This is a genomic window from Paraglaciecola sp. IT1134 (assembly GCF_058068185.1).
The window spans coordinates 5,168,166-5,187,435 of the sequence record NZ_CM176486.1; the positions used below are offsets into that span (position 1 = coordinate 5,168,166).

At 48.2% G+C, this 19,270-nt stretch carries 16 protein-coding genes; all 16 read right to left on the bottom strand.

Annotated features, from left to right (window positions below; genetic code table 11):
* Window positions 1–204: 204 nt before the first annotated feature.
* Entirely contained in the window at window positions 205–1,647 is a 1,443-nt protein-coding gene (tldD, locus tag AC3RV5_RS22635) for a metalloprotease TldD (RefSeq protein WP_489729816.1), read from the bottom strand.
* Complete coding sequence (locus tag AC3RV5_RS22640; protein ID WP_489729817.1) at window positions 1,640–2,467, bottom strand: carbon-nitrogen hydrolase family protein; 828 nt, start codon at window positions 2,465–2,467, stop codon at window positions 1,640–1,642. Before AC3RV5_RS22640 ends, tldD begins: the two co-directional genes overlap by 8 nt.
* A complete protein-coding gene (locus AC3RV5_RS22645) occupies window positions 2,460–6,311 on the bottom strand; it encodes a YhdP family protein (RefSeq protein WP_489729818.1) in 3,852 nt (1,283 codons plus the stop codon). Before AC3RV5_RS22645 ends, AC3RV5_RS22640 begins: the two co-directional genes overlap by 8 nt.
* The gene (rng, locus tag AC3RV5_RS22650) at window positions 6,308–7,771 is read right to left on the bottom strand and encodes a ribonuclease G (protein ID WP_489729819.1); all 1,464 of its coding nucleotides are present in this window, start codon (window positions 7,769–7,771) and stop codon (window positions 6,308–6,310) included. The genes AC3RV5_RS22645 and rng overlap by 4 nt, the downstream gene beginning before the upstream one ends.
* Window positions 7,749–8,339, bottom strand: coding sequence for a Maf family protein (locus tag AC3RV5_RS22655; protein WP_489729820.1), 591 nt, complete (start codon window positions 8,337–8,339; stop codon window positions 7,749–7,751). Before AC3RV5_RS22655 ends, rng begins: the two co-directional genes overlap by 23 nt.
* A 19-nt stretch (window positions 8,340–8,358) precedes the next feature.
* A complete protein-coding gene (mreD, locus tag AC3RV5_RS22660) occupies window positions 8,359–8,835 on the bottom strand; it encodes a rod shape-determining protein MreD (protein WP_489729821.1) in 477 nt (158 codons plus the stop codon).
* Entirely contained in the window at window positions 8,836–9,693 is an 858-nt protein-coding gene (gene mreC / locus AC3RV5_RS22665) for a rod shape-determining protein MreC (RefSeq protein ID WP_489729822.1), read from the bottom strand. It abuts the gene before it with no gap.
* Window positions 9,694–9,735: 42 nt separating this feature from the next.
* Window positions 9,736–10,779, bottom strand: coding sequence for a rod shape-determining protein (locus tag AC3RV5_RS22670; RefSeq protein WP_489729823.1), 1,044 nt, complete (start codon window positions 10,777–10,779; stop codon window positions 9,736–9,738).
* Between the two features lie 254 nt (window positions 10,780–11,033).
* Window positions 11,034–14,909 carry a DUF6701 domain-containing protein gene (locus tag AC3RV5_RS22675; RefSeq protein ID WP_489729824.1) on the bottom strand — a complete coding sequence of 1,292 codons (3,876 nt, stop codon included), beginning with the start codon at window positions 14,907–14,909 and terminating at the stop codon, window positions 11,034–11,036.
* 44 nt (window positions 14,910–14,953) lie between these two features.
* Window positions 14,954–15,343, bottom strand: a complete 390-nt coding sequence (locus AC3RV5_RS22680; protein ID WP_489729825.1) for a type II secretory pathway protein — start codon at window positions 15,341–15,343, stop codon at window positions 14,954–14,956.
* Window positions 15,344–15,383: 40 nt separating this feature from the next.
* Window positions 15,384–16,199, bottom strand: coding sequence for a PilW family protein (locus AC3RV5_RS22685; protein WP_489729826.1), 816 nt, complete (start codon window positions 16,197–16,199; stop codon window positions 15,384–15,386).
* Window positions 16,199–16,786: a type IV pilus modification PilV family protein gene (locus AC3RV5_RS22690; RefSeq protein WP_489729827.1), complete on the bottom strand. Its 588-nt coding sequence runs from the start codon at window positions 16,784–16,786 to the stop codon at window positions 16,199–16,201. Before AC3RV5_RS22690 ends, AC3RV5_RS22685 begins: the two co-directional genes overlap by 1 nt.
* Complete coding sequence (locus tag AC3RV5_RS22695) at window positions 16,776–17,342, bottom strand: type II secretion system protein (RefSeq protein WP_489729828.1); 567 nt, start codon at window positions 17,340–17,342, stop codon at window positions 16,776–16,778. The genes AC3RV5_RS22690 and AC3RV5_RS22695 overlap by 11 nt, the downstream gene beginning before the upstream one ends.
* A 97-nt stretch (window positions 17,343–17,439) precedes the next feature.
* Window positions 17,440–17,982 carry a prepilin-type N-terminal cleavage/methylation domain-containing protein gene (locus tag AC3RV5_RS22700; protein ID WP_489729829.1) on the bottom strand — a complete coding sequence of 181 codons (543 nt, stop codon included), beginning with the start codon at window positions 17,980–17,982 and terminating at the stop codon, window positions 17,440–17,442.
* A gap of 119 nt (window positions 17,983–18,101) precedes the next feature.
* Complete coding sequence (locus AC3RV5_RS22705) at window positions 18,102–18,737, bottom strand: type II secretion system protein (RefSeq protein ID WP_489729830.1); 636 nt, start codon at window positions 18,735–18,737, stop codon at window positions 18,102–18,104.
* Window positions 18,738–18,757: 20 nt separating this feature from the next.
* Complete coding sequence (locus AC3RV5_RS22710) at window positions 18,758–19,270, bottom strand: hypothetical protein (protein ID WP_489729831.1); 513 nt, start codon at window positions 19,268–19,270, stop codon at window positions 18,758–18,760.

The window sequence follows — 19,270 nt, forward strand, 5'->3', positions numbered from 1 at the left end:
CGCAGGGCTAGTCGATGAAAATAGTAGCGAAACTCTGGCAGGGTAACCTGATTTTACTATGCCACAAAGACCACAAATTCGACTGGGGCAATTGCTTTCATACACACCAATGAGTTGGGTGAAGCGACCCAGGCGCCCATTTGAATGATTGTGAATTCCCCCAGTACCTGGGATCTCGCCGTTAAATGAATAAGATGGTGCGGCTTAAGCCGTGCCACCTACGGTTAGTTCATCCACTTTAAGGGTGGGCTGGCCCACCCCCACTGGAATACTCTGGCCATCTTTACCACACACCCCAACCCCTTTATCCAGGGCCAGATCGTTACCCACCATAGACACCTTTTGCATGGCTTGTGGGCCGTTACCAATCAAGGTAGCGCCCTTAATGGGCGTGGTGATCTTGCCGTTTTCGATTAAATAGGCTTCCGAGGTGGAAAATACAAATTTGCCCGAGGTGATATCCACCTGACCGCCACCAAAATTGGGGGCATAGATGCCTTTTTTGATGGTGGATATGATTTCTTCCGGCTCATATTTACCCCCAAGCATATAAGTATTGGTCATACGCGGCATGGGTAAATGGGCGTAGGACTCACGCCTGCCGTTACCCGTGGGTTTAACCCCCATTAAACGGGCGTTGAGTTTGTCTTGCATGTAACCGGTCAGAATACCGTCTTCAATCAATACATTATATTGCCCGGGTGTGCCCTCATCATCCACCGAGATAGAGCCACGTAAGTTAGGCAAGGTACCGTCATCGACTATAGTGCAGCCTTTGGCGGTCACTTGTTGACCCATACGGCCACTGAACGTAGAAGCCCCTTTACGGTTAAAGTCACCTTCCAAACCGTGACCCACGGCTTCATGCAATAACACGCCCGGCCAACCACTGCCTAGTACCACGGGCATTTGCCCGGCGGGAGCGGCAACGGCCTGCATATTGATCCTGGCCATATGAATGGCTTCGTCGGCAACCTGTTCATAACACAGGCGACCGTCTTGTTGCGCAAGGAAATATTGGTAAGCGTAACGTCCGCCAACACCGGAACTGCCGCGTTCGCGACGGCCGTTTCTTTCCAGCAACACTGAGCAGTTCAAACGTACTAGGGGGCGAATATCGGTGCAGAATGTGCCATCAGTGGCCGCAATCAATACTTCTTCATATACACCACTGATACTGACCACTACCTGGCTCAGTGCCGGCTCCTGCTTGCGAATATAGTTATCAACCAGCCTTAACAACGCTATTTTTTCCTGATCTTGCATGCCGAGCAAGGGATTATCACCGTGGTAACGGGCTTTAAAATTGGATGGCTTAAAGGCGGTCACTTTATGTTTGCCACCCGCGCCTGCGATACTGCGTGATGCCTTGGCAGCGAGCATCAGTGCCTCGGGGGTAATATCGTCGGAATAAGCAAAACCGGTTTTTTCACCGCTTACGGCACGTACGCCCACACCGCGCTCGACATTGAAACTGCCTTCTTTAATGATGCCGTCTTCCAGTACCCAGGTTTCATGCTGGCTAGCCTGAAAGTACAGATCGGCAAAATCGTTGTCGTGTTGATAGATTGAATCCAGAGCGGATCCCAGTATGCTTCTATCCAGATCAGAGGCAGTAAGCAGGTTTTGTTCAACCAGATTAGACAAGGTAACTCCTGAATTTATTATGATGATTGACCGGCATATCCCGGCGTATTTGGGCGACTAACGATAGATCTAGCCTGGTTTGCACGAGTCCTGGCTGGTCGCTGATTTCGCATAGGTTTTCTCCCCATGGCGACATGATACAGGAGTGGCCAAAAGTTTGTCGTTTATTGGCATGTTCACCGGTTTGATTGGCCGCCACCACATAACACTGATTTTCAATGGCACGGGCTGCGAGCAAGGCGTGCCAATGGGCCTGACCGGTTTTATGGGTGAAAGCGGCAGGCAAGGCCAGTACATCCAAGGGGCCGAGCTGGCTCATGGCTTGAAACATGCCAGCAAAACGCAGATCATAGCAGACTGCCAACCCCAACTTACCGAAGGGCGTGTCTTGGACCACCAGCTTATTGCCTGGCCGGGTATAACGAGATTCCAGATAACTGCCGGTATTGTCGGCGACTTGCACATCAAATAGATGGATTTTTTGATAATCGCTGACTAACTCGCCCCCATCGTTGATCAACAAACAAGTCGCACTAAATTTATCTGCCAGTTCAGTTCGAATGGGCATACTGCCCGCCACCAGCCAGACCCCATAACGTTTAGCCATGGCAAATAACGCAGATTGGATCGGGCCCGTGCCAAAGGTTTCGACTATGGCCAACTGACCTTTATCACCACCACCAAAACAGGCAAAACACTCGGGCAATACCACCAAGGTCGGCTCAGTAACCGTTAATTTGGCTAACTCGTCATCCACCATTTGTAAGTTAGTAGTTACATCCGGGCTTGAGGTCATCTGCAAGGCCACCAGGTTAGACATCGGATACCTCCAGAGTTACCCGTTGCTGATCGATTTCAGGCAGAGCTCGCCCAGTATCCTGTTTGTCGCCCCTGGGCAAGGGCGTATTTTGCGCCGGCAAACTGATCTCCTTGCTGTCACGTTGTAACTCTTCCAGTTTGGGATCATCTATGGTGCCGGTTAAGGAAAATTTAATGTTAGAAATAACCTTGGCCGAAGTCAGTACCTGGTCCAGAGCCAGGGCCGCCAAAGCTGTGGCCGGGTTAACCATATAGGCTACGATCAGCGGTAAACTTGAGGTTACTTTGGGGGCAAAGGCGATGCGATAATTTATTTGCTGGCTGACCAAGTCAGTGTAACCGCGCATGGTAATTTCCCCAGCACTGCCGTCCACCACAGTATTACGGGTATCCACCGTGCCATTAGCAATTTGAAAAGTCCCTTTCATCTTGTCGTAAAAGAATCCCTTGCCAAAAACATCACGAAAATCCAGTTTCAGTTTACGCACCAAAGATTCCAGACTTAGTATGCTGAAAATGCGTGAGCCCTTGTCTGTCACTTCGGTCAAGTAGCCGTCACTGAGTCGCCAGTCAATATCACCATTTAAACTGGAAAAATTAAATTCATAAGGGGCACGCTGCCAGTTTAAATCGAAATTCGCTGCCGCTTTGGAATCCTTGATACCGGATTCGAACTCGAAACCTTTTAAAAACAGACCAAAATCTGGACTACTAAATTCTCCGCTTAAATGAGTACTGCTGCTGGTATCGTCGAGCAACCAGTCACCTGTGGCATACAGCAAGCCATGTTCGTTATTTAGTCGCAAATTATCGATGTGCATACCATTAGCGGCCCGCGACAAGCGAAAATCGATGCGCCCCAGGTCGCTGGTCTGAAAACGACACCGAACACAGGAGAATTCAATAGGCGGCAAGCTCGCCAGTTCGGGAGAAAAATTCACGGCACTGGATTGGCCCATTTGCCAGTCACTTAAATCAATGAAATCCGCATTGATTTGCACGCCTCTGACCAGCCAATCCTTGTACAAGGTCAGTTTCGCCCGGGCTTGTTTGGCATTGAGCTCGATAGACCAACTGTCGCTGGTATTTTTGGCTACTACATCCAGCAAGTTGATATTTTGCGATGCCACTCTGGCATTATCCGCTCGAATAAATATCCGCCGCGGTTCACCAAGCAAAGGTGTGTCACCTTGAGCAGGAAGGTCGTTAATGACAGTGGTGACCACTTGATACCAAGCATCTATATCAAGTTGAGGTAAATTGGCCTCGATGCTAAAGCCCAGCCCCATGGTCATATCCTGGGTTTCCCCCAGAGCTAAATGAGCCCGGGAAAACTGCATATTTTTATGGGGTAAGACACCGTCAAACACCAAATCGGAGCCAAGTCTGGCTGAGATGGTTGATGCCTGGGCATCCCCTCGCACATTTAACATTAGGGGCATTAGTTGTTGCGCGGTCTTGCCAAGGGGAGCAGGTAAATGAGAGATCACACCGCTTAAACTGCTCTGCAAACTCGCTTGATAACTAAACCCTTCATCAGGCAAAGTCAGCTGCACCTTGGATTGCCAGGCACCTTGCCCAGCCAGATACTCAGAAAATCCAGCTAGATGTTCGGCTATTACAGGAGAAACCTGCCACGTCCCTTGCAGATCAATATCCGCCAGATAACCTGCAGCGCTGTCTTTGCCGGAAAATTCCACCAGCACAGGCTGGTCAAATAATTTAGCCTTTAAACCGCTGAAATTAACCTGCTCATTTTGAAAACTCACCTTACCTTGTATATTGCTTAAATTTAGCCCGAGTTGCTCAATAGCCAGCTGATTATTGTTTAGGCTGACAATACCCGTCGCTATTACGTTTTCGCCACTGAGGGGAATATGCAAATTGAGGTCGACCCCCAGGGCTTGACGGATCTGCACCTTCTGTAACGTGGCACCCAACGTATCGGCGATACTGCTTTGCAACATTAGCTGTGAAACCTGTTCCCCAGTCGCGCTTGCCTTGGCGTCAATAGTCAAAATGGCATCGGCATTGAGTGTGGGGATAGTGGCTACTAACTCGGATAGCTTTACGTCCAATAATGTGCCTTTGTTGCTAGTCATGCGCAAACCCGCATTTTCAAACAATAAGTCAATGTCAAGATCCGTCAAAGCGGGCCAATCCGGGGCAAATTGTAATTGCCCTTGTTTAACGGTCACGCTGGCCTGAAATACCCCTTCGCCTTGGGAAAAGGGGAAATCTGACACGGCGCCATTCCAAATAAATTTGGCCCCTTCTATCTGCCCTTGCTGCAACGCGTTGACCAGGTAATTTTTGGTATTATTGCCCATCAGACTGGCAGGATACAAACGGCTGGCCAATTGCACATCCAAGGCTTCGATACTACTTGATAAAGCTAAATAACTGTCGTGGCTACGATAAAAAAGGACTTGTTCGACGTTTAACCACTCACTTTTTATACTCAACTTAGGGGCAAACAATTCGAAGCCTTGTTCGCTGGCTTGCAGATAGATATCCACTGCTAAGGTCTGAAATTCAATATCTTTGTCTAACAGGTTATTAATCTTGAGCAAGGAATTACGCCCGTTAACCTCTAGCCGGCCTGTGTCCAGATACCAGTTAAGTTCCGCCTGGATATTATCCAGCCCGGGGAAATCGCCCCCTTGTTGCCACTCAACATTATTCAACACCAGGTGCGCCACAGTTTGGTTGTCCCCCGCCAACTGCACATTCAGCTTATCCACCCGGGCTTTAGGCGAGAGCTGGCCCAGTACCTCTACATCCTGGGGAGATAACACTAACGGCAACAGAGGCAATAACGGGGCCAACTGAAACCGCTCAGCATTTTGGATGCGCAGCCGTCCTTTGCCATCCACTGCCCCTTCCCAGTTGCTAGTCAGAGACTGAGCATCGACCTTAAGACCAAACTCCTCAAAATTGTATATCCAGCCTTCCTTGGTTGGTACCGCATTGATTTCGCCACCCAGAATTTCTGCCTTAATTGGTTTGTCTTGATTGGCCCATTCAAAGCGGCTGGGCGCCAATTTAAACTGTGCATTTATAATTTCGCTTTTGGCTATCCCGGCCCAGATAACAAAGTTTGCTCGACTCTCAATCAATTCGTGTCTGGTGATTAACCACTGATTTAACCAGGGAGACAGATCCACTTCCTTGGCCTGAGCAAAAAAAGTACCACTTAAATCATTTTTATCGCCAAATAAATCCAGGGTAAAAGAAGCGGAATTGCTCGCCAACTCTTCCACCTGCAATTCACCCACGCCCTGGTGGTGGCCGTCTTGATTGTTCCAGGTAAGCTGGTTGATCAACAGTACTTGTTGATCATTGGCCGTGGTGATTTCGAACTGGCTATTGCTCACGGAGAACGATTGCAGTTGTTCCAGAAACAACTGTTTGAGGGCTTCGACTACCGGAAAATCACCGTCTTCCTGATGCAAGGAGTTAAGATCAATTTTTAGGTTCAAGGCGTTAAGATCAAAACGGTGGGAGCGAATTTGCCGGGCCAGTACTGAGCCCCAAAAATCCAGTTCGATAAAGGTCTGGCCGATGTCCATACTGATGGGTGATTGACTATTTTGTACCAGTTGCAAATTGTCAAGCACCAGCACAGGGCCACTGCCTTTCCACTGCGCGGTGATCTTGCCTATATTAATTTCCACCCCGTAGTGGTTTTCAACCCATTGCTCCAGCCGCTGCTTCTGGCCATCCATATAAGGTAGGGAATAACGCAATACACTGAGCGCAACCGCCACCACCACTAGCAGTATGGCTACTGTGGTCCACAGTTTTTTAACTATATAGGCGACGTAAAACGCTGGGGGGTTCACATCATTACCACATCGTATTTATCTTGGTTATATAACAATTCAGTGTGTACCTTTATTTGTTTGGTGACAAACACCTCCAGCTCGGCCAGCATATGTGATTCTTCGCCAAGCAGCGCTTCTACTACTGCAGGGGCAGCGTAGACCACAAATTTGTCCGCGTCGTAAGCCCGGCTCACCCTGACAATTTCGCGCATGATTTCAAAACATACGGTTTCCACTGTCTTTACCGTTCCCCGGCCCTTACATACAGGACACTCGCCACAGAGTATATGTTCCAAACTTTCCCGGGTTCTTTTACGGGTCATTTCGATCAGACCCAAAGCCGTAAAGCCATGAATTTTAATTTTAGCCCGATCTTTACTCGCTGCGTTTTCCAGGCTGTGCATGACCCGGCGTTTATGCTCCGGATCTGTCATATCGATGAAATCAATGAGGATCATGCCGCCCAAATTGCGCAGTCTAAGCTGCCGGGCAATCGCCTGGGTCGCTTCAACGTTGGTATTGAAAATCGTTTCCTCGAGGTTTCTATGGCCCACAAAGGCCCCCGTATTGATGTCTATTGTGGTCATGGCTTCAGTCTGGTCGATGATCAGGTAACCACCTGACTTTAAATCAACACGTCGCTCTAGTGAGCGTTGACATTCATTTTCCACGTCATACAAATCAAAAATCGGTCTGTCACCGGGATAATACTCCAATAAACGATTTAATTCGGGCACATATTCCCGGGTAAATTGTTGCAGCTCGGCAAAAGAAAGTTTCGAATCGATACGAATTCGATCCAGGTCGGTACCAACAAAGTCGCGCAAAACTCGCCGGGCAAGAGGCAAATCCTCATACAAGATATGGGATTTCTTTTTCATGCGTGAGCGGATTTTTTCCCACAGGCGGCGTAAAAAGTCCGCATCTTGCTTTAATTCCTGAGCTTTGACGCCTTCAGCCGCGGTGCGCAGTATAAAACCACCGTTGGCACTGCAATATTCCTGGATCAAGCCTTTGAGTCTTTCCCGCTCCTCTTCGTCTTCAATACGCTGGGACACCCCCACGTGTTCGACGCTTGGCATAAATACCAGATAGCGTGACGGAATGGTAATATCAGTGGTCAGACGTGCGCCCTTAGTACCAATCTGATCCTTGACTACCTGTACCACTATGTCTTGGCCATCACGCACCAATTCACGAATATCACGTTTTTCAAGATGGCTGGTGGAGACTTCATCTTCCACTTCACTGTGAATAGCAATATCCGAGGCATGTAAAAACGCGGCTTTATCCAGACCAATATCCACAAACGCTGCCTGCATCCCCGGCAGGACCCGGCTGACTTTACCTCGATAGATATTGCCCACCAAGCCCCGTTTAGTGTGCCGCTCGATATGCACTTCCTGCAGTATGCCATTTTCGATTAGGGCGACCCGGGATTCCGATGGTGTCACATTAATAAGTAGTTCTGCACTCATGCTTTAAGCCCATTTGAGATAGTAGTTGATGCGTTTCATAAAGAGGTAACCCGACCACGGCGCTATAGCTACCATTAATCTGGGTAACGAATTGTCCGCCTAGTCCTTGAATGGCATAACTGCCTGCTTTATCTCTGGGTTCACCTGTGTGCCAGTACCAATCCATTTGTTGTGCGGATAGCGGGCAAAACCTCACCACTGTAGTGACCAGTTTTGACTGCAAGGCAGTGCCGTCGGTGATCGCTATGGCGGTTAACACAGTATGTTCACCGTCCGACAATAAAGCCAGCATACGCCCGGAATCTTGTTGATCCACGGGTTTACCAAGGATAGACCCGTTGGCCACCACTACCGTATCGGCACCTAGAACCAAGCTGCGCTTATTCAGGTGTGCGCTTTTAGCCCACCCCTCGAGCGACTTTTGTTGAGCCAGGCGAAGGACATAGATTTCAGGCGATTCTCCTGACAGGGGCGTCTCGTCTATATCGATGTGTATTTTTTCGAAAGACAGGCCAATTTGACTCAGCAGTTGTGCCCTGCGAGGAGATTGCGAAGCTAAAATAAGCATAAAATTTATCTGGAGGGGTTCAGCTCAGACGCAACTGGCGACGAACCCGACGCAATAACCAAAAAATCCACGGCCAAATTACCATGGACGTAACAACTGGCCACATATAAGCCAGCAAAAAATAGATATCGGTCAATAAATGCATCAACCAAAATATAATCAAATTATACAGTGCGCCCAAAATACCGATGACCATAGCCTGTTGCCACACTGAATAATTACGCAGGCGTTGATAGTTGGCCGCTAGTACATAAATACTCAAACTCATGGCGAAACTATGCACCCCGATGCTGGTTCCCAGCAGTATGTCCAGGATCAGGCCAACAAAAAATGCGACCCCAACATTAACTCTGGTCGGCAGCGCCAGTGCCCAATAACCCAGGACCAGAAAAACCCAATCCGGTCGGTATACCGAGACCACGCTGGGCATGGGCATGATCTGCAACACCAAAGCGATGATTATGCTTAGACCTATGGCGTAATTTCTTAGTTTCACTTATTTATCACCCTTATCGACTTGTGGCTCGATTAAGTGATCCGCTGGCCACAACAATAATAAATATTTCAAGCGATCCAACTGGGCTATGGGGCGCGCCTTGACTTGGGCGAAGGGTTGTCCTTCATCCCGCACTATGGCGGTAATGGTACCCACAGGGTACCCCTCTGGGTATACCTTGCCCAGCCCGGAGGACAGCAATAAGTCACCGACTTCTAAATCCGCACTGTGGGGCACATATTCCAATATTAACTCATCCAAACTGCCTGAGCCCGAAGCTACCAAACGGATGTTGTTGCGGGCAATGCGCACCGGGATGGCGTGGGTCACATCCGCCAGCAATAATACCCGGCTGTTGGTAGAGCCAACTTGCATGACTTGACCCACCACTCCCTTGTCATCCAATACGGGTTGGCCCTCGTATACACCTTGCATGGCACCACGATCGATGAGAATTTGATGACTGTATGGGTTATTGTCCACCGCCATTAATTCGGCCACTTCTTTGCGGGTTTCGTAGCGCACAGGGGAATTGAGCAAGCGACGCAAGGTGTCGTTTTCTTCTTTCAATAACCGATAGCGCTGCAACTGCCCGCTAAGCAACGTAGCATTATGGGTAAGCTCGGCATTTTGTTCGAGCAACTGTTGATGGGATACCAGACGACTGGCGCTGGCACTGAGTATTTCACCGGGTAGATTCGCCAGATATTGAATAGGGCTGACCAGTGAATTTAAATAAACCCGGGTAGTCGCAAAACCATTAAACACATGATCGAATACAATCAAGCCGACGGACAAAAATAAGGCCGCGGCTAATCTGCTTTGCAATGAGGGTCCGCGTAGGAAAATAGGGTTCATATATGCTAACAAAAGCGGCTGATGCCGCTTTTTTATCCTTACTTATTCGTAGCTAAAGAGGTCGCCCCCATGCAAATCAATCATCTCAAAAGCTTTGCCGCCGCCTCTGGCTACGCAAGTTAAGGGATCATCTGCAATCACTACCGGAATGCCTGTTTCTTCCATTAACAAACGATCCAAATCTTTTAATAACGCGCCACCACCAGTTAAGACCATACCCCGTTCTGAAATATCAGACGCCAACTCCGGCGGGGATTGTTCTAAGGCGACCATCACCGCTGAAACAATACCACTAAGGGGCTCTTGCAAGGCCTCGAGTATTTCATTGCTGTTAAGGGTAAAACCACGAGGTACACCTTCAGCCAAATTCCGGCCACGGACTTCGATTTCGCGTACTTCTTCGCCAGGGTAAGCCGCACCAATTTCATGTTTGATGCGCTCGGCTGTGGCTTCTCCAATCAAGGAGCCAAAGTTACGTCTGATGTAACTGATGATCGCTTCATCAAACTTATCCCCACCGATGCGTACCGATGACGAATAAACAATGCCATTTAACGAGATAATGGCGACTTCTGTGGTACCGCCACCTATATCAACCACCATCGAGCCTGTGGCTTCAGATACAGGTAAACCTGCGCCTATTGCGGCGGCCATGGGTTCATCAATTAAATAAACTTCTCGGGCACCTGCACCTAAGGCAGATTCACGGATAGCTCGGCGCTCTACCTGGGTTGATCCGCACGGAACACAGACCAATACCCGGGGGCTAGGACGCAAGAAATTATTGTCATGCACTTGTTTGATGAAATGCTGCAACATTTTTTCGGTCACATAAAAGTCAGCGATCACGCCGTCTTTCATCGGTCTGATCGCTTTAATATTACCTGGCGTGCGGCCCAGCATGCGTTTTGCTTCGCCACCCACGGCGGCAACGCTCTTGGGTCCGCCGGCTCTTTCCTGACGAATTGCCACCACTGATGGCTCATTTAAGACAATACCCTGATCTTTAATGTAGATCAGGGTATTTGCTGTACCAAGATCGATGGATAAATCGTTGGAAAACATTCCCCGAAGCTTCTTGAACATGGAAAAACCGCATCCTGTATGATGAATAAGATATATCCGCTAACTTTACCAATGCCCCTCGTCCGGGGCAAGCAAACACCTGCAATGGATCGATAAAAAGTGAGGAAAAGTTGAATTATTAAGACTTTCAGGCAAAAATTGCTAAAAAGTCCATGCAAAAACAAAAAACTTGTCCATGATCCCATCATAATGGCGCAGAAAATAGTTTTTTCCTGACCTCACTATCTTCATTTGTTTAATCCGGGTCTTTAGTCTTAGTTGAAAACCTCTCGCCAGTGAATGATGCGATCATTACCGCGAAATGCACCAAAACTGATGAGCGAAGACGGACCGTCAAGTAGCGGGCTAACACCTCCTGTTGGGAGGCACTGAGTGCTGTTGGCGCAAATCAAACCATCGTCATTCCAGTCGAAATTCATATATTCAGGCCAGGTGACATCCCCGGCACTGGGATCCAGTGAGACTTTCACCAGACCACCGACATTTGGCCCGGGAATATTGTCTAATCCAGTCAGGGCGAAGTTTTGGGTACCGATTTGTCTGCCGGCAACCAAACTGCCACTGCTAATGACCGAGTCGATATTGCCGGTAATATCCGTACCACCCTGGGGGGTGAGCACAATCTCACCATCATCCTGACGCATATTGACTTCGGTACAGCTGTCGGCAGCATTGAACTGCCAATTGCCATTGAGATAGTGCTGAGCCTTGAGAGGGGCACGCAAAAAATCTGTTTCCGGGCCAAAATTCGGTTCCAGTATCAGTCGCCCATAATGCATCAAGGTTCCAGTTATATCGCGGATATAAAACGGCTCACATTCAGAAACAGGATCAGCATAGTCGCTTTGGTAACAAACCCCGTCGCTATCGGTAAGCATTTGGGCGGATAACAACAGATCCATAGATGCTTCAAAAGGCTCGACCACAGCGAAAGCCTGGAAATCCGTATTAACTTTGTCATAACGAAAACTGCCATCTTCAATGACGATCGTGGCACTACCATCGTAAACATCCTTACCATTGACCGGAACCACAGTGCGGCCGCTTGAGATGACAGTGGCAGTATTAACATAGGTAGAGCTATCCAGGTAACCCAGCCCCTTAGCCACATCCGGTGTGTATTGCCAATAATCTTGAGCATAATTTTTAGTGATATCCCCCTGGGCATTTTTGGCTGTCAGGCGGTAGCTGGGGGCAATCTGAAAAGCAATTTTCTGACCTAGATAACTAAAACTGCCACAGGCGTTAGCCAGTGTGGGCTGGACGACGATTTCAACATCAAAATACGCCGGGCGAAATGCCCCAAGAGTCAAAGGTTCCAAAGCTGAAATCACCCGGGCTTGTTTGAGTGCGTCGGGCAAGTACGCTGCATCCTGTATTTCGATACTGATACCTCCCACTTCATCATAGTTGGCTTGATAGCTATATTGACCAAGGGTAAAGGTTAGATTGGCAGTGTCATTAAATTCTGCTTCTGCCCCTAAGCGACTGATCATCACCCCATTGTTGGCGTAGGTAAACTGACCGTCTACAGACTTTGCTGCATCCGGTGATCCTCGTTTGACCAACATTTGCAGTTGCCCTGGCTGATAGTTGGGCAGCGGATGGGTGCCCCTTGCGCCATAAGCACCGATGGTAAACAAAAAATATTCACCCGCAGGAAAAGGGCCCAAATAGGGATCGTTATTGAGTAATACCTGGGGTTGGGCATTAAGCATCAGTTGTTTGGGTAATACATCAACAATTGTTTGCCCGGAAGTAATAGTCACGCCGTCAATTAGCGCCTGGGCGCGCAGGGCAATACGCCCGGCATCGGCGTAATACAGTGGGCTCAATGCTGCGATGCCATCGCTATCAAAGGTTAGCGGCACTGTTCCAGTAGTTTCCCCGTCTGGGGCAAGGGTAGTATCTATATTAGCAAAAGGGGTTAAGCAGCGATCAGGCGAAACACAATCCACCCCTAACGTGATGTCCTGCTCACCTTCCAGTAACGCCTTACAGGCACCGTTATCGTTTTGTACCGCCCGTAATTTAGCGTCAACAAAGCTTTGTTCCGCAAGCTGATCCGGTACAAACTTATCTGTTGTTGCCGCACCTATAAACTCAAAACCGGCATCAACAAATGTCATCGCACAGGACTCGGTTCTCATGTCACCTAAGCCCGTGAAACAGCGTAGAGGAACATCAGGCGCACCCGAGATTTTAGTGAAGATGACGGTACTGGCCTTTAATACACTCAGCTCGAGGCTTGTCGAGCCGGTGAATTTCAATGTATCTCCACCGACCCAGCCTGAGGGTGACAAGGTAATAGTGCTAGTTTCACTATAGAGCTGGCTGCAATCGGTATTAGCACAGGCCTTTATGTTTATTGTTTCCGCGTCGCAGGTTAACCCTTGACCGTCATGTTCCAGTTGGTAATGACTAAGCACGTGGCAAGGCCTGAGCGTTTTACTGTCTCTGTCAATGGTATCAGCGCTTTGGGCGTAATTATAAATTCGCAGATCATCAAATTGACCGTTGGCTGAATTGGCGGTCATCCCAGCACCTAAATAACCGCCACGATTATCGCCCACATACAGGCTTTCAAATTTACTAATCTTGTTCTTTAGTCCCAACTTAGTATTGAGTCCTGCCAGTAGGCCGTTGACATATATGGCCGCGCTATCTTGTGCATAATCGTAGCTAACGGCAATATGTACCCATTGGTTTGCCGCGAACGTTAAGCCTGTTACCCGCAAACGCCCGTTTTGGCCAGCCCTGTCTTGCAGGCCAAAATCCAAAGCGCCTGCAGCTAAACTCAAATAAAAATACCTAGACTTAGTGGAGGCATCCAATAGTTGCCGTGCGGTACCATCGCTCCAGGCCAAACGACTGCGATACCAAAAAGAAATGGTCCCGGTACTGCCTACATCTGTGTGTAACTTTAGCTTAGTATCCACCGCGAAACGCTGATTTCTATCGAAGTTAGCTGGCACGTCTAACACCTGACAGGATTTCTGCAGGTCAGGCTTAAGCGGGGTCACGCTGCCAACAGGATCGCCATGATTACCAGCGTCCGACGAATCGACAACGCTGCCCCTACCGGACCAGCTTGACTGTTCAAACTGGTAAAAAGCCAAGGCATCTCTGGTGGTACTCCTTTTACTTAAGATTCTCAGCGTAAAATACATTTCATTATCATTTTGCGGGTCGGATGACCAAATCCAAGTTGCGTCGCTTGAAATTCCAGGCCGGGTGCCCCAGGGTGAAACGCCATTGTTACCATTAACTACCGAAGGGCTGATGTAATCCTGCCAACCGGTTTTACTCACTCCCCAATCAGTCGTATTAGTCAAAATACTGGTTTGATTATTAACAAATACATGATCATCACCGGCTAAATTGAATTGGCCGATAAAGCCAGCTATTTTCTCACGATCCTTACCATGGATGTGTAAATAATAATCTTGCCCAGCTTCCAGTTTGGAATTAAAGGCATTGGTTTTTGTCCAATCATTTCCAGCAATTAAAAATTCGCCCTTGACGCTATTATCCGTACTTAGATAAAGCGTAAATTGATTATCAACGGTTAAATTACCTGACAATGCAGGACTCACATTGGTGGAACGGCTAGCGATTTTTACTGAAAAATACGCTTGGTTATCGCCATCAGCATCTGATGTCCAGATCCAAGTCGCGTTATTTGAAATATCCGGCCTGGAACTCCAAGGGTCTACTCCATTGTCACCATTAACCACCGATGGGCTGAGGTAATCCTGCCAACCTGTGGTACTTACGCGCCAATCTGTTGTATTGGTCAATAAACTGGTTTGATTATTAACAAATACGTGGTCGTCACCTGCTAAGCTAAATTCACCGATAAAACCCGCTATACCCCCAATATCTTCACCGTATATGTGTAAATAATAGTCGTTTCCAGCTACTAAGTTGTAATCTAAAGGGTAAGTTTGACGCCAGTCATTACCTTCGGCTAGGTAAACACCTTGCACATTATCATCGCTACTAATATACACCTTAAATTGGTTATCAACGGTCAAGTTACCCGACAAGGTGCTGGCTGCCGCAGACCAGCTGAAGCAGCTCAACAAGAGCAGGTTCAATACCCCAGCGGCAATATTTTTCAATGTCATGGGTCTTTCCTCATGCCGCATATCGATTCGCTCATAGCTGGATCCTATAATTCAATGGCATCGACTGACACCATGCGACTGACCACCAGATCCCCGGCGGTGCAGGTTCCTGTGCTGCTAAAGCGATAATAACTATAGCTATTAGCACCGTCCTTTATGGGAATTAGCTGGCAACTGCTGATATAGGCGCAATTATGCAAACCTTGCGTAGTGGCAAAAACATGAACTGTATTAGCGGTACATTGGGCATTTTCCGGGCCAGAAAGGGGAAACGCTGCCCCTAGACTTTGTTCCACTCCAGTGCGGGCGGCGTTGAGCGCTCGCTGGCCATAAACTTCATAGACCACGGTGTTTGCAGAGGCAGACAGTAGCTTGATCATGCTCAGCCCCAGTATGGCCATGATCACTATAATAAACAGGCTAATGACTAACATACTGCCACTCTGGGTAGGGAAAGAAAATTGAGCCTGGTGGTTATGGGACATTGGGAATATGAATATCGTTAATAAAGTTGACCATTTCGTCGTTATGTTCGAAGGCCAAAAACACTTGGACCAGGGAGTTACGGTTAAGGGTGGCGTGGTTGATGGTAAAAGGCAGTTGGGTGCTGATGTTTAGTTTGTTGGCAATATGTTGCGCCATCAATATGCCCGAAGGAAACAACAGTTGCTCCGGCGTAATCGGACCTTGCTGACGATATAATTGCTCGCCCGTTACACAATAACTTACCGCTTCACGCACTATATACAAACGCGATGCCGGTGAAATATCCGCAAAACCACCATCAACCGTGAAATTGGTTAAATTTTCATCGGTAATTAAGGCTGTGCACGTGGTGCACTGGGATATAACGCGACGCTTATTCTGCCCAGTGTCATATACATCGGCATTAGAAGTGGGATAGACCACGGCAGAATCGCCGTTTTGCAAAACAAACTGACCACTGGCATCGGTGATATCCACCACATTGACCTGGGTGTCTGTGGCTGGCAAAACCGGCAAGGTGGTGTAATACGTGGCCCACCTAATGGGTACAAACTCAAGACACTGAGTTGTGGCGGTATTTTTCACCCGCACACTGTTAGGCAGGGCGCTGCGCAATTCTCGATTCAAGCGCTCCACCACAAAACGCCCCTCACTGAGCAACTGGTCGCGCTCGGTGACATCATTGTAAATTTGCACTCCGGATTTAATAAAACCCGAGATACCTATGGACACTATGCCCAGAATAATGATCACAGTGACCAGCTCCACCAGGGTGAAACCACCTTGTTTAAGTAACTGCCGCACTAAAAGTTACTCCGGTAGGTGGCAAAAACCAGTTCTTCATCATTGGGTGTGGTAATAATCACTGTGATAAGTTTGCTATTACCTGTGATGGTATCGGCCTGACCGTTCATATCAGCATCGTAAACCACACTTACGCTGGCCCTAAATCCCTGATACAAGTTGGCGCTATTGATAGTGATACTTGGGCCCGCAGCACTTAGGATCTCTTCGTTTGCTTTGTTTAGGCCATGATAATCATCCACATCATTGAAGTTGCTGCGATCTTCAGCGCTTTCGGCACCCAGAGCTTCAGGTGCAGTACAAACTAACGCCGCAGGTTCGCCACAACGCAAATGGCTACCGTTACGGCTGCTTTGTTCGTCGAAGACTTTGCCACTGATTTCATTGATTAAAGATTGCGCTAACTCGGTAGCACGCACCTGAAAAATCGGCTCCACGCTGCGGGTGATCTGGGGCAAAATCAAACTGCTAAAAAAGGACAGGGCGATGGCAAAGACCAGCATACCAATCACCAGTTCGATTAAAGTGAAACCTGATGCACCATTATTAGAGTAAGAGGTCAGCGCATCTTTGGCCCTAACAAACATGAATATAACCTTCAGCTTCAATGCATACAGAGACCCGCTGTTCGCCGTTAAACTGAATTTCACAACCCGTCTGGCAACTATCGGTATTCGTTAGGGGCCGACCCAGGTTATCAAAACCCAGCCAGGTAAAAGACGTATTGGCACTGGTCAGGCTGTGCATACTCACGCCGTCTTTAGCCATTTCCGTGGGAGTGGTGCGCAGGTATTCAGGGGTGGCATAATCGATATTAGTGTTACAGGTGGCGTCTCGTTCAACCTGGGTATCGCCGGTGTAACTTAGAGCAGGTGGGCCAAAGGCCGGGCTGGCGGAATCAAAATTAATTTGAAAACAATATCCGGCTCGGGTGTCTTGCATGGCGCGTTGCTGCATATTGCGCAGGGCAGAGACAAGCCGAGCCTGGTAGGTATACTCTCCGTAGCCGCCGCTATCGAATCGGCTGCCAATTGTCACGGCCAAAATACCCAGTAGTAGAATCACCACTACCAGTTCAATTAGGGTGAAGCCGTTACCACCACTGGGGAGTTTTGTATTAGTGGTTGGAAACAATATCGTCACTAAAAATCATGCTTAATCCTTTCCAGTGCGTTATTTCGCTAAACGTAAAACCATAACTTGCAGGGACAAGCTGCAAGGTCAAATAAAATGGTAGCAATTAGCAACCTGTGGTGACACTACCTATGATAGGTGTGGAACCTTCCTCGGTGGCGTTCTCATCGTGAATATAATAGGCATAACATTTACCGGTATGAGTGGTGCCAGACGGGAACACAATCAGAGCTCTGTCACTATGGTTTGCAACAACAGGAGCAATATCAGTGGCGATGTTTTGACTCTCATCTACACAAAAATCTGAGGCACAAGCTGCACCGCTAGTAAGAGGTGTTATAACCGCATCCAGCATTGGTTCCCAGGCTAAATCCCAATCATGGCGTGCATAACCGTAATCAGTTTGCACTTCGGCCCCACCTTTTAAGGTCAGTGCAGCTGCCGCAGAGCCGCTGGTACCGGTGATCATGGATTTGGCATGAATGATATCGCTGGCTGATTTCATCGCCCCTTCCATGCCTTTAACCACAGATGTTTTAGCGTCTCCCTGAATATCCAGAAATTTAGGCGCGGCGGTCACCGCCAAAATACCCAAAATAACGATAACGATGATCAATTCTATTAACGTAAAACCGCGTTGTTGTTGCATGCTACTGCCTTTTCATAAGATGGCTAAATATTCGCCATTAATATTATCTTTTGTTTATACCATCTAATTCGGTCCTTGGGTTAACCCCTAAGGTATCCGATACCATACCCAGGTATGATTTAATTATTACTAAAAACAATTACTTGGCCAATTCTAGGATCGTATATAAAACCATTCCCTGCGGTATTGTCAACCGGTTCTTGGTTGCGGTTTTTTATGGTCTGGGTCAGGTAGTAATAACAGATATCGTTACCCCCTGACCCCGTGCCCTGACTGAGCGAGGTGAAATAGCGAAAATCATCGAAGGGTCTGTCATTCCAGGTGGATGATATAGTGGGTGCGCTTTGCATGATCAGATTAAAAATACTTTCACAGTCGAGCAAGCTGACCTGCTCGTCCTGGGTACTACTGTCCGTGTCTAACTGGCCAGTGGGGTATCCTGTGTCTTGATCCACTCCAACCCTGATATCATCTATGGTAACAAAGGTCGCATTCGTACTAAAATTTTCCTTGGGCCGTCCTTCGATTTCCCACTGCGCCCGAACCAGACCTACACCTGTGGCAAACCCACCAGCCACGCCTTCCACCGTTGCATCTTCGGCCTCTTTGGTCACATCTAACAGACGAGGTAGGGCGGTGGCGGCCAAAAGCCCCAGGATCACCACCACTATGACCAATTCGATCAAAGTAAAACCTTTTTGCGAACGGTTGCCGTGAGCAGTATTCTCTAGCTGTTGCACTTGGGTTAACGTCATATTTTCTCTCACTTTTACGGTTAGTCTTTGAGCTCGGATACCTGGCCGCGATACACGCCGTAATCAAAGTATGGGCCGGTGGATAATCTGAATCGACAAATCGAGGCCTGGGCATTATTACTTAGCTGCATCCCATCATAAAACTCGGCATATAATTTAAAACCCTGTATTTCCAAGGGGGAATTGAGCACCCTGTCCCAGAAAGTTGCGCAGCCCAAACTGGTTGGCTCAACCTTTGGCCAGCCAAGATGGCTCATATCCAAGGCTCGTCTGTCTGTTTCATTACCTTGTGTATCGTACTGTATTTGCATAATCATGCCCGGGCGCCCCTCATTTTGCCACTGCCAATGGGCATTGAGCGTACTATTGGCAAGCTGCTGGGCAAATCCCTGTAGCGCCAGGCGTTTTAGATCCGGTGAACTTTTATTAAAATACAGAATAAATGCCAGCATCAGGCCCACAAAGACCACCACTACCAGCAGATTTATAAATACGCTGCGACTGCGCTCTTCGCTGGCCTGATTTTTCTGCAT